Origin of the sequence: Kitasatospora sp. NPDC086801, from assembly GCF_044745805.1 — a bacterium.
In the GTDB taxonomy this organism is placed as follows: domain Bacteria; phylum Actinomycetota; class Actinomycetes; order Streptomycetales; family Streptomycetaceae; genus Kitasatospora.
Genome location: NZ_JBIVAX010000046.1, coordinates 23,858 through 44,499, shown reverse-complemented (window position 1 = coordinate 44,499; position 20,642 = coordinate 23,858). Strand labels below are relative to the sequence as shown.

Annotated in this window: 15 protein-coding genes; 4 read left to right on the top strand and 11 right to left on the bottom strand. The window is 73.7% G+C overall.

What is annotated here, in order from left to right:
* Window positions 1-126 precede the first annotated feature (126 nt).
* Window positions 127-1,341, top strand: coding sequence for a pyridoxal phosphate-dependent aminotransferase (locus ACIPLC_RS32660; RefSeq protein WP_400476658.1), 1,215 nt, complete (start codon window positions 127-129; stop codon window positions 1,339-1,341).
* 201 nt (window positions 1,342-1,542) lie between these two features.
* On the opposite strand, the gene ACIPLC_RS32655 is transcribed toward ACIPLC_RS32660, so the two are convergent.
* On the bottom strand, window positions 1,543-3,369 hold the full coding sequence (locus tag ACIPLC_RS32655) for a phosphoenolpyruvate carboxykinase (GTP) (RefSeq protein WP_400476657.1): 1,827 nt from the start codon (window positions 3,367-3,369) through the stop codon (window positions 1,543-1,545).
* 285 nt (window positions 3,370-3,654) lie between these two features.
* On the opposite strand from ACIPLC_RS32655, the gene ACIPLC_RS32650 reads away from it, so the two are divergent.
* Entirely contained in the window at window positions 3,655-4,410 is a 756-nt protein-coding gene (locus ACIPLC_RS32650) for a hemolysin III family protein (protein ID WP_400476656.1), read from the top strand.
* A gap of 999 nt (window positions 4,411-5,409) precedes the next feature.
* Here ACIPLC_RS32650 and ACIPLC_RS32645 read toward each other — a convergent pair.
* Both ACIPLC_RS32645 and ACIPLC_RS32640 read right to left on the bottom strand, forming a co-directional pair.
* On the bottom strand, window positions 5,410-6,258 hold the full coding sequence (locus ACIPLC_RS32645) for a hypothetical protein (RefSeq protein ID WP_400476655.1): 849 nt from the start codon (window positions 6,256-6,258) through the stop codon (window positions 5,410-5,412).
* Window positions 6,259-6,266: 8 nt separating this feature from the next.
* The gene (locus ACIPLC_RS32640; RefSeq protein WP_400476654.1) at window positions 6,267-6,950 is read right to left on the bottom strand and encodes a papain-like cysteine protease family protein; all 684 of its coding nucleotides are present in this window, start codon (window positions 6,948-6,950) and stop codon (window positions 6,267-6,269) included.
* Between the two features lie 264 nt (window positions 6,951-7,214).
* Between ACIPLC_RS32640 and ACIPLC_RS32635 the strand changes: the two genes are divergently transcribed.
* A complete protein-coding gene (locus tag ACIPLC_RS32635; RefSeq protein WP_400476667.1) occupies window positions 7,215-8,147 on the top strand; it encodes a hypothetical protein in 933 nt (310 codons plus the stop codon).
* 17 nt (window positions 8,148-8,164) lie between these two features.
* On the opposite strand, the gene ACIPLC_RS32630 is transcribed toward ACIPLC_RS32635, so the two are convergent.
* Together ACIPLC_RS32630 and ACIPLC_RS32625 are read right to left on the bottom strand one after the other, a co-directional pair.
* Window positions 8,165-8,752 carry a hypothetical protein gene (locus ACIPLC_RS32630; RefSeq protein ID WP_400476653.1) on the bottom strand — a complete coding sequence of 196 codons (588 nt, stop codon included), beginning with the start codon at window positions 8,750-8,752 and terminating at the stop codon, window positions 8,165-8,167.
* A 29-nt stretch (window positions 8,753-8,781) separates the two neighbouring features.
* Window positions 8,782-10,470 carry an alpha/beta hydrolase gene (locus tag ACIPLC_RS32625; protein WP_400476652.1) on the bottom strand — a complete coding sequence of 563 codons (1,689 nt, stop codon included), beginning with the start codon at window positions 10,468-10,470 and terminating at the stop codon, window positions 8,782-8,784.
* Between the two features lie 90 nt (window positions 10,471-10,560).
* Between ACIPLC_RS32625 and ACIPLC_RS32620 the strand changes: the two genes are divergently transcribed.
* On the top strand, window positions 10,561-10,917 hold the full coding sequence (locus ACIPLC_RS32620; RefSeq protein WP_400476651.1) for a hypothetical protein: 357 nt from the start codon (window positions 10,561-10,563) through the stop codon (window positions 10,915-10,917).
* On the opposite strand, the gene ACIPLC_RS32615 is transcribed toward ACIPLC_RS32620, so the two are convergent.
* From ACIPLC_RS32615 to ACIPLC_RS32590, 6 genes are read right to left on the bottom strand one after another with little or no spacing between them, the layout of a single operon-like run.
* The gene (locus ACIPLC_RS32615) at window positions 10,908-11,783 is read right to left on the bottom strand and encodes a GNAT family N-acetyltransferase (RefSeq protein WP_400476650.1); all 876 of its coding nucleotides are present in this window, start codon (window positions 11,781-11,783) and stop codon (window positions 10,908-10,910) included. The genes ACIPLC_RS32620 and ACIPLC_RS32615 overlap by 10 nt on opposite strands.
* Before the next feature lie 40 nt (window positions 11,784-11,823).
* Window positions 11,824-13,965 carry a thioredoxin domain-containing protein gene (locus ACIPLC_RS32610; protein WP_400476649.1) on the bottom strand — a complete coding sequence of 714 codons (2,142 nt, stop codon included), beginning with the start codon at window positions 13,963-13,965 and terminating at the stop codon, window positions 11,824-11,826.
* Between the two features lie 40 nt (window positions 13,966-14,005).
* Window positions 14,006-14,818, bottom strand: coding sequence for an ABC transporter ATP-binding protein (locus ACIPLC_RS32605; RefSeq protein WP_400476648.1), 813 nt, complete (start codon window positions 14,816-14,818; stop codon window positions 14,006-14,008).
* A gap of 36 nt (window positions 14,819-14,854) precedes the next feature.
* On the bottom strand, window positions 14,855-17,011 hold the full coding sequence (locus tag ACIPLC_RS32600; protein WP_400476647.1) for a prolyl oligopeptidase family serine peptidase: 2,157 nt from the start codon (window positions 17,009-17,011) through the stop codon (window positions 14,855-14,857).
* A complete protein-coding gene (locus tag ACIPLC_RS32595; protein WP_400476646.1) occupies window positions 17,004-18,353 on the bottom strand; it encodes an MFS transporter in 1,350 nt (449 codons plus the stop codon). The genes ACIPLC_RS32600 and ACIPLC_RS32595 overlap by 8 nt, the downstream gene beginning before the upstream one ends.
* Window positions 18,350-20,305 (bottom strand): FtsX-like permease family protein, encoded by a 1,956-nt coding sequence (locus ACIPLC_RS32590; protein WP_400476645.1) that lies wholly within the window; start codon window positions 20,303-20,305, stop codon window positions 18,350-18,352. Before ACIPLC_RS32590 ends, ACIPLC_RS32595 begins: the two co-directional genes overlap by 4 nt.
* Between the last annotated feature and the right edge of the window lie 337 nt (window positions 20,306-20,642).

Below are 20,642 nucleotides of genomic sequence, written 5' to 3'. Positions count from 1 at the left end.
GTGGGGGGTTCCGGGGGGGCGCCCCCCCCCCCCCCGCGCCCCCCCGGGGGGGGGGGGGGGGGGGGGGGGGCGCCCCCCCCCCCCCCCCCCCCCCCCCCCCCGGAGGTGCCCCTAAAGTAGGCAGGCATGCAGGTCATCCAGTCCAGCAAGCTCGCCAATGTCTGCTACGACATCCGCGGCCCGGTGCTCGACGAGGCGATGCGGCTGGAGGAACAGGGCCACCGCATCCTCAAGCTCAACACCGGCAACCCCGCCATCTTCGGCTTCGAGGCGCCGCCGGAGATCCTCCAGGACATCCTGCGCAACCTCTCGACCGCGCACGGGTACGGCGACTCCAAGGGCCTGCTCGCCGCCCGCCGCGCGGTGGTCATGCACTACGAGGACCGCGGCCTGCACGGGCTGAGCGTCGAGGACGTCTTCCTCGGCAACGGCGTCTCCGAGCTGATCCAGCTGGCCATGACCGCGCTGCTGGACGACGGCGACGAGGTGCTCGTCCCGGCGCCCGACTACCCGCTGTGGACCGCCTCGGTCTCGCTGGCCGGCGGCACCGCGGTGCACTACCGCTGCGACGAGCAGGCCGAGTGGTACCCGGACCTCGCCGACATCGAGGCCAAGGTCACCGACCGGACCCGGGCCATCGTGGTGATCAACCCGAACAACCCGACCGGCGCGGTCTACCCGCGCGAGGTGCTGGAGGGCCTCGTCGAGATCGCCCGCCGGCACCGGCTGGTGGTCTACGCGGACGAGATCTACGACAAGATCCTCTACGACGACGCCGAACACGTCCCGCTGGCCACCCTGGCGCCCGACCTCTTCTGCGTCACCTTCAACGGCCTGTCCAAGGCGTACCGGGTCGCGGGCTTCCGCTCCGGCTGGATGGTGCTCTCCGGCGACCGGCAACGGGCCCACAGCTACATCGAGGGCCTGGCCGTGCTCGCCTCGATGCGACTGTGCGCCAACATGCCCGCCCAGCACGCGGTGGCCGCCGCGCTCGGCGGCAGGCAGTCGATCCGCGACCTGGTGCTGCCCGGCGGGCGGCTGCTCGCCTCGCGCGACGCGGCGTACCGGCTGCTCAACGAGATCCCGGGGGTCAGCTGCGTCAAGCCCAAGGGCGCGCTGTACGCGTTCCCGCGGCTGGACCCGAAGGTCTACAAGATCAAGGACGACGCCCAGATGGTGCTGGACCTGCTGCGCTCCCAGCGCATCCTGCTGGTCCAGGGCACCGGCTTCAACTGGCCCGAGCCGGACCACTTCCGGCTGGTCACGCTGCCCCGGGCGGAGGAGATCACCGACGCGGTGACCCGGATCGGCGACTTCCTGAGCGGCTACACCCAGCCGTAGCCCCGAGCCCGGCGCGCGGGAAGAGCACGCGGGAGGAACACCCGGGAGGAACACCCGGGAGGAGCACTACGGCCGGAGTCCCGGCCCGGGCGGTCTCCTTGGTCGGGGAAAGACCGCCCGGGGGAACTCCGGCCGTCCTGTCACTCGGCGGGCGCGCGGTTCGTGCCGCGCGGCCGCCTCTCGCTCCGCTGAGGCTCAGGCTCAGCCGAGGCGCGCGACGAGGCTCCGGTACTCGTCCCACAGCTCCTTCGGGGTGTGGTCGCCGAACAGCTCCAGGTGGGCCGGCACCAACGCGGCCTCCTGGCGCCAGATGTCGGCGTCCACGGTGAAGAGCAGGTCGAGGTCCTCCTTGGACAGCTTCAGGTCGCCGAGGTCGAAGCCCTCGACGGTCGGCAGCACGCCGATCGGGGTCTCGACGCCCTCGCCGGTGCCCTCCAGGCGCTCGACGATCCACTTGAGCACGCGGCTGTTCTCGCCGTAGCCCGGCCAGACGAACGCGCCCTCGGCGTTCTTGCGGAACCAGTTGACGTAGTAGATCTTCGGCAGCTTCGCGGCGTCCGCCTGGGCGCCGACCTTCAGCCAGTGGGCGAAGTAATCGCCCATGTTGTAGCCGCAGAACGGCAGCATCGCGAACGGGTCGCGGCGCAGCTCGCCGACGGTGCCCTCGGCGGCGGCGGTCTTCTCGGAGGCGATGTTGGCGCCGAGGAAGACGCCGTGCTGCCAGGTGAAGGACTCGGTCACCAGCGGGACGGCGGTGGCGCGGCGGCCGCCGAACAGGATCGCCGAGATCGGCACGCCCGACTGGTCCTCCCACTCGGGGGCGATGGTCGGGCACTGCGCGGCCGGGACGGCGAAGCGGGCGTTCGGGTGGGCGGCCGGGGTGCCGGACTCCGGGGTCCAGTCGTTGCCGCGCCAGTCGATGAGGTGCGCGGGGGGCTCCTCGGTCAGGCCCTCCCACCACACGTCGCCGTCATCGGTCAGGGCGACGTTGGTGAAGACCGTGTTGCCCCACAGGGTGTCGATGGCGTTGGCGTTGGTGTCCACGCCGGTGCCGGGGGCGACGCCGAAGAAGCCGGCCTCGGGGTTGATCGCGTAGAGCTGGCCGTCGGCGCCGAAGCGCATCCAGGCGATGTCGTCGCCGATCGTCTCGACCTTCCAGCCCGGGACGGTCGGCTGGAGCATGGCCAGGTTGGTCTTGCCGCAGGCCGACGGGAAGGCGGCCGCGACGTACTTGACCTCGCCGGACGGCGGGGTGAGCTTCAGGATCAGCATGTGCTCGGCCAGCCAGCCCTCGTCCCGGGCCATGGTCGAGGCGATGCGCAGCGCGTAGCACTTCTTGCCGAGCAGGGCGTTGCCGCCGTAGCCGGAGCCGAAGGACCAGATCTCCCTGGTCTCCGGGAAGTGCGAGATGTACTTGGTGCTGTTGCACGGCCACGGCACGTCCGCCTGGCCCTCGGCCAGCGGGGCGCCGACGGTGTGCACGGCCTTGACGAAGTCGCCGTCCTCGCCGAGCTGGTCCAGCACCGCCTTGCCCATGCGGGTCATCACGCGCATCGACACGGCGACGTAGGCGGAGTCGGTGATCTCGACGCCGTACGCGGCCAGCGGGGAACCGACCGGGCCCATCGAGAAGGGCACGACGTACATCGTGCGGCCCTTCATCGCGCCGCGGAACAGTCCCTTCTCGCCCTGGAAGACCTCCCGCATCTCGGCCGGGGCCTTCCAGTTGTTGGTCGGACCGGCGTCCTTCTCCTGCTCGGAGCAGATGTAGGTGCGGTCCTCCACGCGCGCCACGTCCGTCGGGTCCGAGGCGGCGTAGTAGGAGTTGGGGCGCTTTTCCTCGTTGAGCTTCTTGAAGGTGCCCTGAGCCACCAGCAGGTCCGCGAGGCGCTGGTACTCCTCGTCGGAGCCGTCGCACCACTCGACGCGGTCCGGCTGGGTGAGCTCGGCGATCTCGTTCACCCAAGCGAGCAGGCGCTGGTGGCGGGTGGGCGCGGAGGCGCTGAGAGCAGAGATCTCGTACGACACGATCGCTCCGTTTCACACCATCTCGGCGAGGAGGTGGCGTAGCGGGGGTCTGAGGGTGCTTGCAGCGTAGCTCCGGCTACAACGCCAAACTGCGGCACAGCGTCGAAATTGACTCATCTTTTACTACGGTAAGTATGATTACTGGCCAGTAATAGGTCGCCCACGTCCCGGACCGGACGCCCTCGCGGGCACCTCGAATACTCCAAAACGTCCAAGAGTGATGATCACCACTTTCCTACGCGCGGGTAACCTACGGCCCCGTAGGTAGCGGGTAGCATGCTGCGCATGACTGCTGAGCTCGTCGAGAGCACGGAGAACGAGGGCACGGGGCACGAGGGCGCGGGCGCGGGCGCAGGCGCAGGCGCAGGCGCAGGCCACGAAGGCGCGGGCCACGAGGCCTCGGGGCGCAAGCCGAAGTGGCGCGGCTGGCTGCACGCCGGGATGTTCCCCGCCACCGTCGCCGCCGGGATCGTGCTGATCTGCCTGGCCGACTCCACCCCCGCCAAGATCGCCTGCGCGATCTACTCGATCAGCGCCTGGCTGCTGTTCGGGGTCAGCGCGGTCTACCACCGCTTCGACTGGGGCCCGCGCGGGGACGCCGTGCTGCGGCGGATGGACCACGCGAACATCTTCCTGATCATCGCGGGCACCTACACGCCGTTCACGATCCTGCTGCTCAAGGGCGCCGACCAGCAGGTGCTGCTCTGGGTGGCCTGGGGCGGCGCGCTGGCCGGAATAGCGTTCCGGGTGTTCTGGGTCGGCGCGCCGCGCTGGCTGTACACGCCGGTGTACATAGCGCTCGGCTGGGCCGCCGCCTTCTTCCTGCCGGACTTCCTGCACGCCGGCGGCGTCGCCGTCCTGGTGCTGATGATCGTCGGCGGGGTGCTCTACAGCATCGGCGGCGTGGTGTACGGGCTCAAGCGGCCCAATCCGTCACCGCGCTGGTTCGGCTTCCACGAGGTGTTCCACGCCTTCACCCTGGGCGCGTTCATCGTGCAGTACGTCGGGGTCTCACTGGTGGCGTACAGCGCGGCCGGCTGAACCCGGCGTGCCACGGCGGGGGGGGGGGCCCCGCCCCCCCCCCCCCCCCCCCCCCCCCCCCCAGCCCCCGCGGGCCCCCCCCCCCGCCCCCCCCCCCGCGCGCGGGGGCCGGGGGGGGCTGCGTTGCCCCCCCCCCCCCCGCGGGGCGCTTGAGCGGCGCGGCGGGCGGGCTCTGCGGGGGGGCCCCCCGCCCGGCCCCCCCCCCCCGGGGCCCCCGGGGGGGGGGGCCCCCGGCCCCCCCCCGGGCCCCCCCGCCCGTTCCGCTGTCCAGGGGCGCTCGTACGGCGCCCGGCCCTGCGGGCGGCGCGGGTGGGGCGGGCGGTCCGCCGCGCCGGCCTCCGGCCACGGCTCCGACTCCGGCTCCACCGCCGGCCGGCCGGTGCGGCCGCGCGCCTGCCGGGCGTCCAGCGCCTCACGGGCCCGGCGGCAGCGCTCGCAGTGCGCGGCGTCCGGGGTGGCGGCCAACGGCCGGTGCCTGCGCGGGGCGGCCGGCTGGTGGAGCGCCCGCCAGCGACGGCCCACGTAGACCATGAGCAGCAGCACCTCGACCCCGGCGACGACCAGGACCAGCATCGCCCCGTTGATCAGGTAGGCCGCGACCACGGCGAGCGCGGACGCCACCACCACCGCCGCGCTCCACACCTGGGCACTCGACTCCCTGCCGGCCATTCGACTCCCCTTTCCCGGCGCCGGGCTCGTGGTCGGCTCCTGCCGCCCCACCCCTTCTCCGCTCTCGGCACGCGTCGGTCAGCACTGACCGATTGCCACATGGTATCTACCGTCCGTCACTCGGGGCTGCCCCCGGACGGCGAACGACAGATCAACGTTGCGTCAATTCCATGTGTGGAAGCCGCACTTCCAGGACGCACCACCCAGCGCGTCCGTCCGGCTACGGCCTGGCGCATTCGCGGGCGCCGTCCTTCGAGCACACGCCACGGCGGGGCCCGGCTGCATCAGCCGGACCCCGCCGCATCCCGCGCGTGACGCGCCCGAGAGGCCCTACCCCCGTCGGACGCCCGCCCTCCGCCGCAGGACCGCACCCGCGCCCACGAGCGCGGTGGCGCCCAGGGCCGCGACCGCCGTCACGGCCGGCAGCACCGAACCGCCGCCCGCCGCCCGCTCCGGGTCGGCCGCCAGCTGGTAGCCGCCGCCCTTGCCCTCCCGGTCGTACGCCGAGCCGGGCAGCTTGTCCCCGTACCGCTGGTGCACCAGCTTCTGGTACGCGGCCAGCGACACCCCGCCCGCGCCCACCGAGCGCCGGGCCTCGTCGTCCAGCGGCAGCACCCGGCCGTCCCGCAGCACGTACCAGGCGTTCACCTGCGGCTCGCGGAACGCCGTACCGCCCCCGCCGCCGGCCGCCTTCGCCACGTAGTCGCTCTCGTCACCGCCGGAGGCGATGTTGACCACCCGCCAGGAGTCGCCCTGCCGGATCGTCCACACCGAGGCCGCCTGCCCGTCCGCGGCGACCACCTTGCTCGCGGTGAACTCGGCCTTCGCCACCGGCGCACCCGGGGTGCCGGCCACGAAGCCCGCGTCCAGGGTGTACACCGGCACGGTGTCGCCGGCCAGCTGCGGCGCGGCCTCGCTCGCCGCCTGCGCCTCCTGCGCCGCACCGATGGTCAGCTGCTGGGTCGGCGGGACGCCCTTGCGGGCGAAGAAGTGGCCCACCTTGTCGAGGACGGCCTGGTCCTGGACCACGCCGCGGGCCTTCGCCAGGTCCGCGGCGGGCACCGGCACCGGGGCGCCGGCCGACCCGTCCGCGTGCGCGGCCGGGGCCAGCGCCAGCCCGAGGCCGGCGGCGAGCAGGGCGGTGACGGCGGCCCGACGGGCCTTTCCGAGGTCGGTCATGTCGCCCCTCACGCGCCGATCCGGTACAGGGAGTGGGTCCACGAGAACGTGTTGTTGTTCACGTAGTAGCCGTAGTCGGCCCAGTTGTAGCGGTAGTTGGACGGCCATGGGTCGCCCCAGTACACCCAGTTGTTGCTGGTGTCGTAGCCGTAGACGACATGCATGTGCCCGCCGCCGGAACTCCACTGGATCCGGGTCTCGATCGGCCGGTTCGCATCCACCTCGGTCTGCACCGTGGCGTAGCGCAGGTAGCCGGTGACGTACGAACCCGAGTTGATGCCGACCCAGTCCAGCCCGTTCTGCACATCGGCCAGCGAGGCCTGGCTGTTGGGGCAGCTGGAGTTGGCCGAACGGCCGAATGCGGCGTTGCAGAACTGGTTCTGGCTGTAGTTGTAGCCGAACCAGGTGGCGATGGTGTTCCCGCTCGCCGCCCAGCACCAGTTGGTCTGCTGTTGCTGCTGCATGGTGATGTTGAGCTTCTTGAACGTGCCGGCCGGATCGGCCGTGCTGCCGGGCGCGGCGGCCTGGCGAACCTGGTGGACCTGCGCCGGAGCGCGGTCCCGGGCGGAAGTGAGGTCCTGAGCGGGGGCGGCGAGCGCCGGGGTGGCCACCGCGGCCGTCAGCGCCGGGCCCAGCACGCCGAGGGCGAGCAGGGAGACCGCGCGACGCAGCCGTATCCGTGGAACTGGCATGGGGGAAATGCCTCCTTGCACAAGCGGAACGAGGTGCTGTGTGGGGGCGCGGTCCGGATCGCGCCATGAGCATCCCGCCGCCCCGGAAGCCGGTCAACGGCCCCCGGGACCACCACAGTTCAGGTGTGAACGACCGGCCACGGGTGTGAACGCCACCCCGAAGACCCCCGCGTGGCACGCCCGGCCCGGTGACAAACCGCCGCCCTGATGTGAATATTCACGGTCAAACACGGTCTGCCCGCACCCGTCCCCCAGGAGGCCGTCATCCACCGCACCGACCAGGCCGACCTCACCGCCGCCCTCCGCACCGGCCCCTTCCACCTCGCCCTGCGCACCGCCATCGCCACCCGCGGCCTCGCCCTCCACCGCATCCGCCGCCACCTCGCCCTGCGCGGCGTCCACGTCGGCCTCACCAGCCTCAGCTACTGGCAACAAGGCCGCCGCCGCCCCGAACGCCCCGAATCCCTCCGGGCCGTCGCCGCCCTCGAAGACGTCCTCGACCTCCCCGAACACTCCCTCACCCGCCTGCTCGGCCCCCGCCGCGCCGCCGACACCACCCCCACCGGCCCACCCGTACGCCCCTACCGCGACCTCATCTCCCCCGCCACCGCCGTCGACGACCTGCTCGCCACCATCGCCGGCCCCCGCGACACCGGCCTGCACACCATCACCCACATCGAACGCGTCCGCATCGGCCCCGACCGCCAACTCGCCCGCCGCGACTCCCAACACGCCCTCCGCGCCCACCGCGACGGCATCGACCGCTACCTCGCCCTCTACCAGGGCGACCCCGGCAGCGACATCACCCGCGTCGGCGTCCGCGCCGAAGAGAACTGCCGCCCCGGCCGCATCCGCCGCGACCAGACCCACCACCTGCTCGTCGCCGAACTCCTCCTCGACCGCCGCCTACGCGCCGGCGACACCCACCTCCTCGGCTACGGCTTCGACGACACCCCCTCCCCCGACCCCAGCTGCGAGTACGTCCGCGGCTTCAACTCCGGCGCCGGCCAGTACGTCCTCCAGATCACCTTCCACCCCGCCGCCCTCCCCGTCCGCTGCCACCGCTTCGCCCTCCACTCCCCGGGCGAAGCCCCCTACGAGACGGAGGAGCTCACCCTGGACGGCCACCACTGCGTCCACCTCGTGGCGACCGCGCTGCGGCCGTGCCTGCTGGGGATCAGGTGGGACTGGGAGTGACGGGCGCGGCGTCAGCGTCAGTGCGACCAGTACGGGTCGTCGACGTCGGGTGCACCCTCGTGACCGGTCAGGCGAGGGCCGACGGGGCTGGCGCCGTAGTCCTGCTCGGGCTGGTAGCGGACCGGGGTCACCTTGGTGCTGATCGACACGTCGAAGTACAGGTCGCTCGGGGTGTTGACCGCCAACACGTTGAAGCCCGCCGCACCGCCCCCCGGGCAGTTCAGTTCGACGTAGTGCTTCGCCTCGTAACCGACGGTGGAATCCTCCCGCTGGCACCGGTCGCCCCAGAGCTGCGTCAGTTGGTCCAACAGCACCGACAACTTCGCCGGGGCCACCTTCGTCCGAAGCCTGGCGGAGAGCATGACCTGGGACAGCAGGGCCGGTTCACCGTCCGCGTGCTCCGGATCCCGGTCCACGACGTAGCCACTGCCGAAGTAGGCCACCGGCGGGGTTATCGCGCCGATGGCCGTCCGCATGGTCTCGTCGAGTTGCCCCTTCGCCTCGCGCGGGCTCAGCTGGGGGGCTCCCCGGTCTTTCATGGCCATCGGCCCGTAGCCGTTGTAGAACAGCCCCACCCCGGTGGCCAGCACGGCTACCGCCGCCACTGAACACCCGAGCGCCCGGCGCGGCCGCTTCACCGCCCGCCCGTCCGTTTGACGTCCCCGCTGCCGGTGACGATGGCCGCGATGTTGTCCAGCGAGGGCCCACCACGGCCCGTCAGGTACTTGGTGTGCGCGTCGACGGGGTTGCCCCTGCTCCAGTCGTCGACGGTGAAGCGGTTCGCGTCGAAGTGCTTGCTCGCCGGGTCCCGCCCGTACCAGCGTTCGTCCGGGTCGATGCTGAACTTGGACGGAACGCGCGTCACGATGTCGTTGTCGGCCGCGCCGACCCAGACGTGGCCGGGCGGCAGCCTGAGGTCGGAGGCCTTGTCCACGCCTACGCCCGGGCTGCCGAGGAAGACCACGTCGTCCGGGGGCGCGAAGTGCGACCCCGGCTGGGTGGCGAGCTTGGTGGCCTGGCCCACCAGGTAGGAGCCGTAGCTGTGTCCGATCGCGGTGATGTGCGGCGGTTGGGCACCCTCGTGGTTCGCCCGCACTCCGCTCAGGAACTTCGCGTACGCCGGAGCGCCGTCCTTGCCCGCCTTGGTCGAGGCTGCCCCCAGGTCGGCTCCCGGCGGGTCGTACCCGAGCCAGACGATCGAGGCGACCGAACGACCGGCCGGAGCCTTCCTGCTCGCGCTGCGGTAGAGGCTCAGCGCGTTCTCCGCCTCGTTGGTGCCGTCGTGGACGTTCCCTGCCACCCCCAGGCTGCCGGTTTCGGTGGTGATTCCCGGCACGTAGGCGGAGATGTCGGTGGCGGTGTCCGGGTTTCCGTACGAGAGGATCGCCCGGCCCTTGCCCTCGCTGCCGAGGCCCAAGAGATAGATCGGGGGGCGGCTCGGGTCTTTTCCGTCGCTCTCAAGCCGGTTGACGACGGGCCCGTAGAGGTCGTACAGGTCCTGCTCTCCGGACTTCAACGGTACGTGGTTGGTGCGCTTCTTCATGATGTCGTCCATCAGGGACTTCAGGTGCGCCCGGTTCACCTGGTCCCGCACCTCGGCCGGCACCCCGTCGAGGTTGCCGAGCGCCTCCGGGTGGTGGCTGAGGAACCACTGCTGCCCGTCCGTTCCGAGGCCCTTCCACCAGGAGTTGACGTCCGTCGGGGTGGCGTCCTTGCCCGGCATGTTCAGCTGCCAGAGCGGGTTGGCCGCCTCGCCGAACTGCAGCATGTAGACGTCCGCACGCGCCGTCCTGGCGTCCAGGCCGGTCTTGTCGGTGGCGTGGCCCGTGTACTTCTTGAGTTCTTCGGCCAGCCCCTGGTCGACCCGGGTGGCCTCGGACAGCGCCGCGCCGATCCGCTGGGAGATCTCCTCGGCGGCCGCTTTCTGCTTGGCCTCCCAGTCGGTGCTCTGGAACGGGCTGCTCGCCGGGGGCCAGCTCACCGCCCCGCTGTCGTCGACCGACATGCCCTTGGTCTGGGCGTCGGCGAGCGCCTTGCGGAGCTTGCCCTGGGCGAGCGTGAGGGAGTCGGCGCAGTCCCGCACCTCGGCGCCGATGCAGTGGAGTTCGGTCGCCGCCGCACTCAGCTTGTCGGTGATGCCGTCCAGTACCGGAATCGCGGCGGCGGCCGCCGGTCCACTCCACCCGGACCCGTGGACCCGGTCCGCGGTGCCGCTCTTCCAGTCGGCGGAGTGCTGACCGTACGCCTTGCACAACGCGTCGTAGGCGTCGGCCACCGCGTACAAGTCCGCCGGCTTGGCGTTCTTCAGGCTTGCGAGGTCCATCCCCCAGTCCCCTCGTTACCCGTAGGTGTCCCCGGAGCACTCAGAGATACCATAACTCCCACTACCGACACGGCGATCGGGGGGGACATCATGCCGAGCGACCCAGGATTCACCGTCAAACCGGGCGAGTTGACCGCAGCCGGGAACAACGCGCTGACCGCGGCCGGGAAGGTGCCCGACGAGACCGCGAAGCTGGTCGAGCCGAGCGCCAAGGCGGCCGGGGGGCTGGCGGGTTGGCAGAGCGGGGCGGCGTTGCAGGGGTGCGGGGCGGCTTGGAAGGCGCTGCTGGACGGCCTGGCCGGCGACATGAAGTCGGCCGGCGGGAACCTGCTGACCTGCGCGCAGACGTATGTGAACGCGGACCGTCTGCCGGCGCCCGCCGCGACTGCCGCCGCCGATCCCTTCAACACGAAGGTGGTCGGCGGCCGCCCGGTCGACTACGCGTAGCTTCCGTCCCGTGCCGTGAAGTCCAGGGTCAGGCAGTCCTCGACCGGCCGGTAGCCGATCTGCTGGTAGATGGAGTTGCTGGTCGGGTTGGCGAGGTCGGTGTAGAGCAGGACTTCGGCGGCGCCTTGGGCGAGGGCGTGGGCGGAGGCGGCGGCGGTGACGGCGCTGGCGTAGCCGCGTCCGCGCTGGTCGGTCGGGGTGTAGACGGGGCCGATGCGGGACATGCCGGCGATCACCGAGCTGCTGCCGGCCAGGGCGACGGGGCGGCCGCCGTCCTCCCACAGGTGGAGGCCGCCGGCGGCGATCCGGTCGTCGACGGCCTGGGGGATGTTGGGCAGGTCGACCCCGGCTTCGACGAGGAACTCCTCGTACCAGCGGATCGCCAGTTCGCGGTCGGCCAGTGTGGCGGGCCGGTGGTGGCCGGCGGGCGGGCGGGGTGGTTCGGTCAACTCGCCGAGCCGGTAGAGCCGTTCGTCGAAGCGGACGGACTGGTCGGCGCCGGTGGCGGCGGTCCAGGCTGCGGCGAAGGCGCGGACCGCGTCCGCACTTCCGCCGACGCCGGACACCTCGGCGAACTCGCTTCCGGCGGCGGCCAGTTCGACCGCCAGTTCGGCTGCCGTCGGCGGCGCGCAGGAGAGCCGGGGGGCGAACGGTGGCGTCTGGAGGAAGGCCCCTTCGACCGGGCCGCCGTCCGTCGGGCGCCACCAGCCGAAGGCCGGTGGCCGCTGCCCGAACACGTCCAGACCGCGTCGGGCCAGCCGGTCTACGACCGTGAGCAGGACGGTGTTCTCGGCCGGGCGGGCGGCGAGGAACTCTCCCGTGTGGCGCCGGAAGTCGTCGAACGAGCTGCTCAAGGTCCAGGTCATGGCCCATTCTGGCCCGGCCACACCCCCGCCCACCAGCGGTTTACTCGACGACGACGCCGAGCCGCTCGCCGAGGACGGCCGGGTCGGTGGTCGGCGCTTCGCAGGCGAAGTGCCGACAGACGTAGGCGGCGGGTGCCCCGCCGACCAGCGGCCGGTCCGCCAGCAGCGGCACCTCTTCGCCGCCGTCCTCCGCCGGGCCCTCCACCAGGCCCTCCGTCGGGCCCTCGGAAGAGCCCTCAGGCGGACCCTCAGACGAGCCCTCCGCCGGCCCGGCGGAGACCGTCGGCGCGCCCACCGCGACGACCGCCCCGGGTGCGGTGCCGAGCAACGCGGCCCGGCGCAGTGCGGCGGTGGCCGGGTCGCCGACCGGGCCGACGACGGCGACTTCACGCGGCCCGTCGAGCAGTGCCTCGGCGACGGCGAGGCCCCAGCCGATGAACCGGGGGGCCCGGGACGCGAGCGCGCCGACGATGCCGAGGGCCCGTTCGGCGGCCGTCCGGTGCCGGTCGGAGCCGGTGTAGGCGGCGTAGGTGAGCAGGGCGCCGGCGGCGGCGGTCCAGCCGGACGGGGTGGCGTTGTCGGTGGGGTCCTGGGGGCGCCGGATGAGTTCCTCGGCATCGTCGGCGGTGTCGTAGAGCGCGCCGGAGACCTCGTCGGTGAAGTGCTTGAGCACGGTGTCGAGGAGTCCGCCGGCCAGTTGCAGCCAGGCGGCGTCGCCGGTGACGGCGTACAGGGCGAGGAAGCCCTCGGCGGTGTCCGCGTAGTCCTCCAGGACTCCCGCGTTGGTGCCGGCCCGGCCGTCGCGGGAGGTGCGCAGCAGCCGGCCGTCGGGGGTGAGGTGGACGGCGAGCAGCAGGTCGGCGGCGCGTTCGGCGGCCTCGACCAGGTCGGGGCGCTCCAGGAGGGCACCGGTCTCGGCGAGGGCGGCGATGGCGAGGCCGTTCCATGCGGCGACGACCTTGTCATCGCGGGCGGGTGCGGGCCGCTGGGCGCGGGCCTCGAACAGTCGGGCGCGGATGGTCTCGTACTCGGCGAAGTCGTCGGGGCCGGCGAGCAGTTGGAGGACGGAGGTGCCGTGTTCGAAGGTGCCGTCGGCGGTGACGGTGAACAGCCGGGCGGCGGTGGCCGCGTCGGCGGGACCGAGCAGGTCGACCAACTGTCCGGGCTCCCAAGCGTAGTAGGCACCCTCGGCGGACTGCCCGGTCTCCTCGTCGAGGCTGTCGGCGTCCAGCGCGGACGCGAACGCGCCTTCAGGGGTGCGGAGTTCGCGCAGCAGGAAGTCGGCGGTGGTCAGCGCGACCCGACGGGCCAGCGGGGAGCCGGTGGCCCGCCACAGGTGCAGGTAGGCGCGCAGGAGCAGGGCGTTGTCGTACAACATCTTCTCGAAGTGCGGCACGACCCAGCCGGCGTCGACGGCGTACCGGGCGAAGCCGCCGCCGAGCTGGTCGTGGATGCCGCCACGGGCCATCGCCTCCCCGGTGCGGACGGCCATCTCCAGGGCCGCCTCGGAGCCGGTGCGGGCGTGGTGGCGCAGCAGGAACTCGACGACCATGGCCGGCGGGAACTTGGGCGCGCCCCCGAAGCCGCCGTGCCGGTCGTCGAACTCCCGGCTGAGGGCGACCAGCGCCTGGTGCAGGTCGGCATCGGCGGGCGGGTGGTGGGCGCCGGCCGAGTAGACGGCGGCGCGTTCGGCGAGGTCGGCCCGGATCCGCCCGGCGACCTCCGCGACCTCCTGCCGACGGTCCCGCCAGGCCGCGTCGACGCCTTCCAGCACCTGGCGGAAGGACGGCATGCCGTGCCGGGGCTTCGGCGGGAAGTAGGTCCCGAAGTAGAACGGCTCCTTGTCGGGGGTGAGGAACACCGTCATCGGCCAGCCACCCTGCCCGGTGGCGGCCTGCACGGCCTCCATGTAGACGGCGTCGACGTCGGGCCGTTCCTCCCGGTCCACCTTGACGGCGACGAACCGCTCGTTCAGGTAGCCGGCGACCTCGGCGTCCTCGAAGCTCTCGTGGGCCATCACGTGGCACCAGTGGCACGCCGCGTACCCGACGCTGAGCAGCACCGGCACCCCGCGGCGCCGGGCCTCCTCGAATGCCTCCACTCCCCACGGCCACCAGTCGACCGGGTTCTCGGCATGCTGCAGCAGGTACGGCGAGGTCGCGTCCGCGAGACGGTTCGGCATGCCTCCATCCTCGCGCATCGGGCGCCGGGTGTGCCGCAGGTCAGGCCGGTTCGGACCAGTAGCTGATGCCGAGGTTGGTGTCGAAGGTGCGCATCCGTCGGAGCACCTGGTCGGGGGTGGGGCCCGCGAGCTCGTCGACGATCCGGCCGTCGGCGAGGAAGACCACCCGGTCCGCGTGGCCTGCCGCGACGGGGTCGTGGGTGACCATCACGACGGTCTGGCCCAGCTCGCGGACGCACCGGCGCAGCAGGGAGAGGATCTCGGCGGCGGAGCGGGAGTCCAGGTTGCCGGTCGGCTCGTCGGCGAAGACGATCCGGGGGCGGCCGGCCAACGCCCGGGCGCAGGCGACCCGTTGCTGCTGGCCGCCGGAGAGCTGGGCCGGGCGGTGGTCGAGGCGTCGGCCGAGTCCGGCCGCGTCGATCACGGTGTGCAGCCACTGCCGGTCGGGGGTGAGGCCGGCGAGGACGAGCGGCAGGGTGATGTTCTCCAGCACCGTCAGGGTGGGGATCAGGTGGAAGGCCTGGAAGATGAAGCCCACGTGGTCGCGGCGGAGCCTGGTCAGCCTGCGGTCGTTCAGCCGGGTGAGGTCGGTCCCGCCGATCCGGGCCGAGCCCGAGGTGCAGGACTCCAGACCGGCCAGGCACTGCAGCAGGGTGGACTTGCCCGAGCCGGACGGGCCCATGATCGCCGCGAACTCCCCCTCCCGGAACGCCACCGAGACCCGTTCCAGCGCCACCACCCGGGCGCCGCCTGCCCCGTGCACCTTGGTCAGCTCGACGGCTGCCGCGGCCACCGGGGCGGACGTGGCGACGGGGTCGGAAAGGCCGCCGGGCGGGGGCGGGGACTCGATCATGGGTGGTGCTCTCCTAGGTTGTGCACGGGCGAAGGTTCAGAGTTGCGGTCCGGACGGGCCGGGTGGTGGTCTCAGGCCGGTACCGGCGCCCAGCACGGCGAGGGCCCGGGCCGCCAACTCCCGGGCGTCCGTGCCGGGGCGGCCCTGGTGCCCACCGCTGTCATGGTGGTCGAGCAGGACCGGTGCCTCCCCCGAGGTGGCTCGGCCGAGGGCCGCGCAGAGCTTCCAGGAGTGCCAGGGCGGCACCCGCGCGTCGTTGGCCCCGGTGACGAGCAGCACCGCCGGGTACGCGGTACCGGGCTCCACCCGGTGGTAGGGCGAGTAGTCGAGCAGCGCCCGCAGGGCCTGCGGGTCGGCCGGGTCGCCGTACTCCTCGGTCCAGAGCCGGCCGAGGCCGCCGACCTGGTAGCGGGCCAGGTCGGCGAGGGGGGCCACGCAGACCGCGGCGGAGAACAGACCGGGCTCCCGGGTGAGCGCGGCGGCGATCACCAACGCCCCGTTACTGGCGGCCAGCGCGCCCAGTTCGCCGGCCCGGGCCTCGCCGCGCTCGACCAGCATCGCGGCGGCGGCGCGGAAGTCGTCGACCGTGGCGCTCTTGCCGGCCCCGCGCCCGGCGGCCGCCCATGCGGGGCCGAGCTCGCCTCCGCCGCGCGCGTGCACCCAGGCGATCCGGCCGCCGGCCCGCAGCCACGCCTCCATGGCCGGGTCCCAGCTGGGCTCCAGCGGGATGCCGAAGCCGCCGTAGACGGTGAGCACGGTGGGCGCGGGGCGGTGCCGGGCCTGCGGCTCCGGGTCGCAGAGCGTCACCGGGACGGGGGTGCCGTCCCGGCTGACCGCGGTGAGCGTGCGCAGGGCCGCCCGGCGCTCGGGCATCGCGATCGGGCCGGATCCGTCGAGGCGCCTGGTCCAGGTGCCGTACCGGGGGTCGTCGGCGAGCAGCCAGACCGCCCCGCCGACCTTCCCCCGCCCGTCGTACGGGGTGGCGCCGAGGCGCAACCGGGCGGGCCAGTGAAGGGCGGCGGCCCGGTCCGCCACGGCGCCGGGCCGGTGCTGGTCGAGCCGGTGCTGGTCGAGCCGGTGCAGGTCGAGCCGGTGCAGGTCGAGCCGGTGGGTGGTGCCGATCCGGCGGAGCACCGCCAGCCGCGGCGTCCGGCCGGGGCCGAGCACCCGCAGGGCGGTGACCTGGCCCGCGTTCGCCCCGCCGATGGCGGACGGGGCGTCAGCGGCGGGCGGGTCGGCGGGATCGAACGCGTCGGCGGGCGCGGGCGCGTCGTCAGCGGCCGGCGCCTCCAAGGGGGCGGGCCGGTCGGCGGCACCGCGGGCCACCGCGGCCAGGTCGAGGGCGAGGAGCCGGTCGGCGGCGAGGAAGCAGACGGACTCGTTCAGGTCCAGGGCGGTGACCCGGAACCCCGCCAGGTCGAGTGCCTGCCAGTCGGGCGCTGCCTCGCCAGCCCACCGGGTGACCCACCAGCGCACCGGGCCGGACGGCTGCGGGCGGGTGCGCAGCAGCAGGAAGCCGCCGGGCCCGCCGTGCAGGGTGAGCCGGACGGGCCCTGGCACCGGCAGGGCGAGCCGGCGGGTGGTGCCGTCGCCCAGGTGTCGGGCCGTCAGGGCGTGCTCGGTGCGGGTGCCGGCGGTGTACAGCAGCGCGTCACCGGTGAACGCGAGGGTCGCGTACGGCGCCGCGTCCGGGAGGTGCCGGGGCTGCTCGCCGGGGTGGGTGGGGAGCAGGTGGAGGCCGCCGTTCTCCCCGCCGTCCCGGTGGAGTTGGACGGCGGCGAGCCGGCCGCCCGGGTCTGCGGACCAGCCGGCGATCCGGTCGGTACGGCGGCCTGCGTCGTCGAGCAGCGCGTGGCGGGTGCCGTCGGGGCGTTGGACGGTGAGGAGGTCGCCGCCGGGCCCGCGTTCGTGGCGGAAGAGCAGGCCGCCCGCCTCGGCGGGCGGGGTGGGCGTCCGGTCGGGCGCCTCCTGCTCGACCCGGTCGATCAGGGCGGTCCAGGCCGGCTCGTCGACCCGCTGTGGGCGGGCGGCCAGGAGACGCTGCTGTGCGGCGAGCCAGGCACGGGTGCGCGGCGCGTCCACGTCCTCCAGCCAGCGGTACGGGTCCGCCGGTGCGGTGGGTGGCGGGGCAAGCGGTACCGGTGCGGTGGGTGGCGGGGCACTGGGGACGGCCGGCTGGTCGGGGTCAGCCACGGCGGGCCTCCACGGGATCGTCGCGTCGCTGTTCCGGAAGGGGCTCCGCCCCGGCGGGGTCGGGCCGACCGCCGCCGGCCCGGCCCGCGGTGACGGCCACGCCGACCACGGCGAGGACCACCACGATCGCTGCCGCCGCGGCCACGGTGCCGGTCAGCCCCAGCGCGTGGGCGCTCAGACCCGCCAGGGTCGGTCCGACGGGGGCGACGACCTGGGCGAGGAAGCCGATGCCGCTGTGCACCCGCCCCTGCAACCGCGGCGGGGTGACGGCCATCTGGGTCACCGCGATCAGCACGGTGACCACCGGCCCGGCGGCCGCGGCGACGGCGAGCGGCACCGCTGCCGACCAGTGCCCCTGGAGCGCCGTGAAGCCGGGCAGGGCGATCGCGACCACGACCGTGCCGAGGGCGATGCCCCGGGCGGGTGGCAGCCGCCGGGCCACGGCGGACGCGAACAGGGAACCGGCCAGCCCGCCCGCTCCGAGGGCCGCGGTCAGCACCCCGACGTCGACGGTGTCCCCGGCCGAGGCGACCACCACGATCAGCAGGCCGTTGAAGACCAGGTTGAGCACGGCCGCATTGACCGCCGCGTACCGCAGGAAGGGCATCCGCCAGATGAACCGGAGGCCTTCGACCAGCGCGGCCCGGCCGCCCCGTTCGACCGGACCGTCGCGTTCGGTCAGGTCGTCGCGTTCGGTCAGGCCGTCACGTTCGGTCAGGCCGTCCTCAGCCTCGTCCCGGACCTCCCTCGGCAGCAGCGCCGCGCAGCAGGCCGCCGCCAGGTAGCTGCCGGCGTCGGCGGCGAACACCCAGGCCGGGTCGACGGCCAGCAGCGCGCCCGCGACCAGCGGACCGGCGATCAGCGCGACGGCCGCCCTGGTCTGCAGCAGGCCGAGCGCCCTGGGGAGCAGTTCGGGCCGGACGAAGGAGCGCACGGCGACGTTCTCGGCAGGTGCCAGGGTGCTACCCACCGCGCCGAGCAGCAGGGCGGCGGCCAGCAGCGCCCACAGCGGAGCCGGACCGCCGGAGGCCAGCAGGGCCAGCGCGGCCAGCACACCCGCCCCGGCGAGATCGCAGACCAGCAGCAGGGTCCGCCGCTCGCAACGGTCGGCGATCACCCCGGCCGGGAGCCGGGCGAGCAGAACCCCGACGGAGAGCGCCGTGCCGGCCAGCCCGGCCTGCCGGACGTCGCCGGCGGTGTGCAGGGCGACCACCGGGAGGGCGACCACAGAGGCGGCGGTGCCCAGGGCGGAGGCCGATTCGCCGCCGAAGAGCAGCCAGAACGGCCGCCCCAGCCTCCCCCCGGCCCTCCCCCCGGCCCTCCCGCCGGCCGCCCGGCTCACGCCGATCCCGCCGCGAACTGGCGCCTGATGCCGCGCAACGGACGGGCCGCCAGTGCCGCCGGGACGGCCGTGGCGACCAGCACCCCGAGCAGCACGCCGACCGTCCACGGGACGTCCACGGCCGGCAGCAGCCCCTGCCCGACCGCCCTGGCCAGCGGCACCAGGCAGACCCCTGCCGTCACCACCGCCAGGACCACCCCGACCAGCGCCGCGGCCAGGACCTCGTACACCACGCACCGCAGCAGTTGCCCCCGGCCGAGGCCGAGCGCCCGCAGATGCGCACGCTGGGAGCGGCGGTCCCGCTGGGCCAGCGCGCAGGTGTTGGCGACGGCGAGCAGCGCGTAGCCGGCCACCACCGCGACGATCAGCCGGGACGCCAGGTCGTCCTGCACGCTGCGGGGTTGGAGGTCGGCCAGGTAGTCGGTCCGGGAGGCGAGCCGCTGGCCGGGCTGCGACCGCCAGGTGCTCGGATCGCCGCGGAGGAGCACCTGGTCGGCGTGCGGGGCCGGAGTGTGCGCGAGGGCCAGGGCACTGGGCAGGACGAAGGAGGGGAAGGCCAGGTCCCGCTGGTAGACCGCGGCGAGCCGCAGCTGAGCCTCCTGCCCGTCGGCGAGCGTGAAGGTCACGCTCTGGCCGAGCTGCCAGCCGTGCGCCTGTGCCTGGGTGGTGCCGGCGGCGAAGGTGTCGTCCGCCAAGTCGTCCAGTCGGCCCTGCTGTTCGCCCAGGTCCAGGAAGGTCCGCAGGGCCGGCCCGTCGACGCCCCAGGCGCGGGTGGGCCGGGGCTTGCTGTCGTAGAAGCTCGGCGGCGCGGTCACCTCGGTGGCGACCAGTGCCGTCGCGGTACCTCCGGGGAGAGCGGGGGGCCCGGCCGACAGCCGGTGGTCCGGCTCGGCGGTCACCACCCCGTCGGCGCGCAACGCCTGCTCGGCCTGCCGCTGCACGGCGGCTCCCATCGTGCTCCCCGAACCGAGCAGGCAGACCGCGATGCCGACGGCCAGCAGGACGGGCACCGCGATCGCGGCCGTCCGGGCGGGCGCGGCCCGCAGCCCGGCGGCGGCGATCCGGCCGGCCCGACGGTCCAGCAGGCGCAGCAGGACGCAGCACGGGCCGGTGAGGACCGGCACGATCCAGGGCGCGAGCACCGCGAGCGTGGGGATGACGGTCAGGGCCAGCGCCAGCACCAGGACCCCGCGGAGCACGCCCGGAACGTCCCCGACGACCGACAGGACCAGGAACGGCCCGCACATCAGGACGGTCATGCCGAGGCCCGCCACCAGGCGGCCGCGGTTGCGGCGGGCCGGGGCCAGGGCCGACGACTGGTCCTTGAGCAGGTCGATCGGCTGGACCCGGCCGGCCGCCAGCACGCTGGCCAGCGCCGCGAGCACCGCGACGGCGCAGGTGCCCGCGCAGGCACCGGCGGCGATCGCCCAGGTCAGCCCGGCGGGCGGCATGCCGACCGCGGCGGGGAACAGCTCGCGCTCGACCAGCAGGCGCCGCCCGAGCCCGGCCGCCGGGGCCAGCCCTGCCGCCGAGGCGACGGCGGCCGGAACGAACGCGACCAGCGCCACGTCCGCGACGACCAGGGCCCGCAGCCGACCGGCCGTCACACCCAGTGCGCGCAGCACGGCGAACTGCCCGAGCCGCTGGTTGGTCCAGAGCGCGACCGTCGACCCGGTCACCAGCACCGCCGACGTCAGCAGCAGCGTCAACAGCAGGCCCAACAGGTTCTGCGCGTCGCGGGCCGCCACGGCGGCCGCGGAGCCCTCCGGATAGGACGGACGGCGCACCGCCTCCAGCAGCACCAGACAGGCGCCCACCCCGGTGGCGGTCAGCGCACAGGCGGCCGCCACGCCCACGACCCGCCCGGGATACGCCCGAACCTCGGCGACGCAGAGCCGCAGCCCACCCAGTGGGGCGCTGAGACGGGGGATCGGGTCCGATGCCACGGTCACGGTTATCTCACCTCAAAACGGTTAATAAGATGCAGAGTTGGGAAGGCCGCATGCGCCGCGGCCTTCCCCCTCTGTCATCCCTTACTGCCGGACTGTCCAGGTCAGCAGCTGAAGACGCTGTACGAGCTGAACGGGGCGTCGACGACGATCTCCTCGTCGAGCTCCTGCAGGGCCAGAATGTCGGCCATTACCAGTCACCTCCCCACACCATCTCGTCGGACGTCCCACCGGACCACCGAGCTCAGCAGCTGAAGACGCTGTACGAGCTGAACGGGGCGTCGACGACGATCTCCTCGTCGAGCTCCTGCAGGGCCAGAATGTCGGCCATTACCAGTCA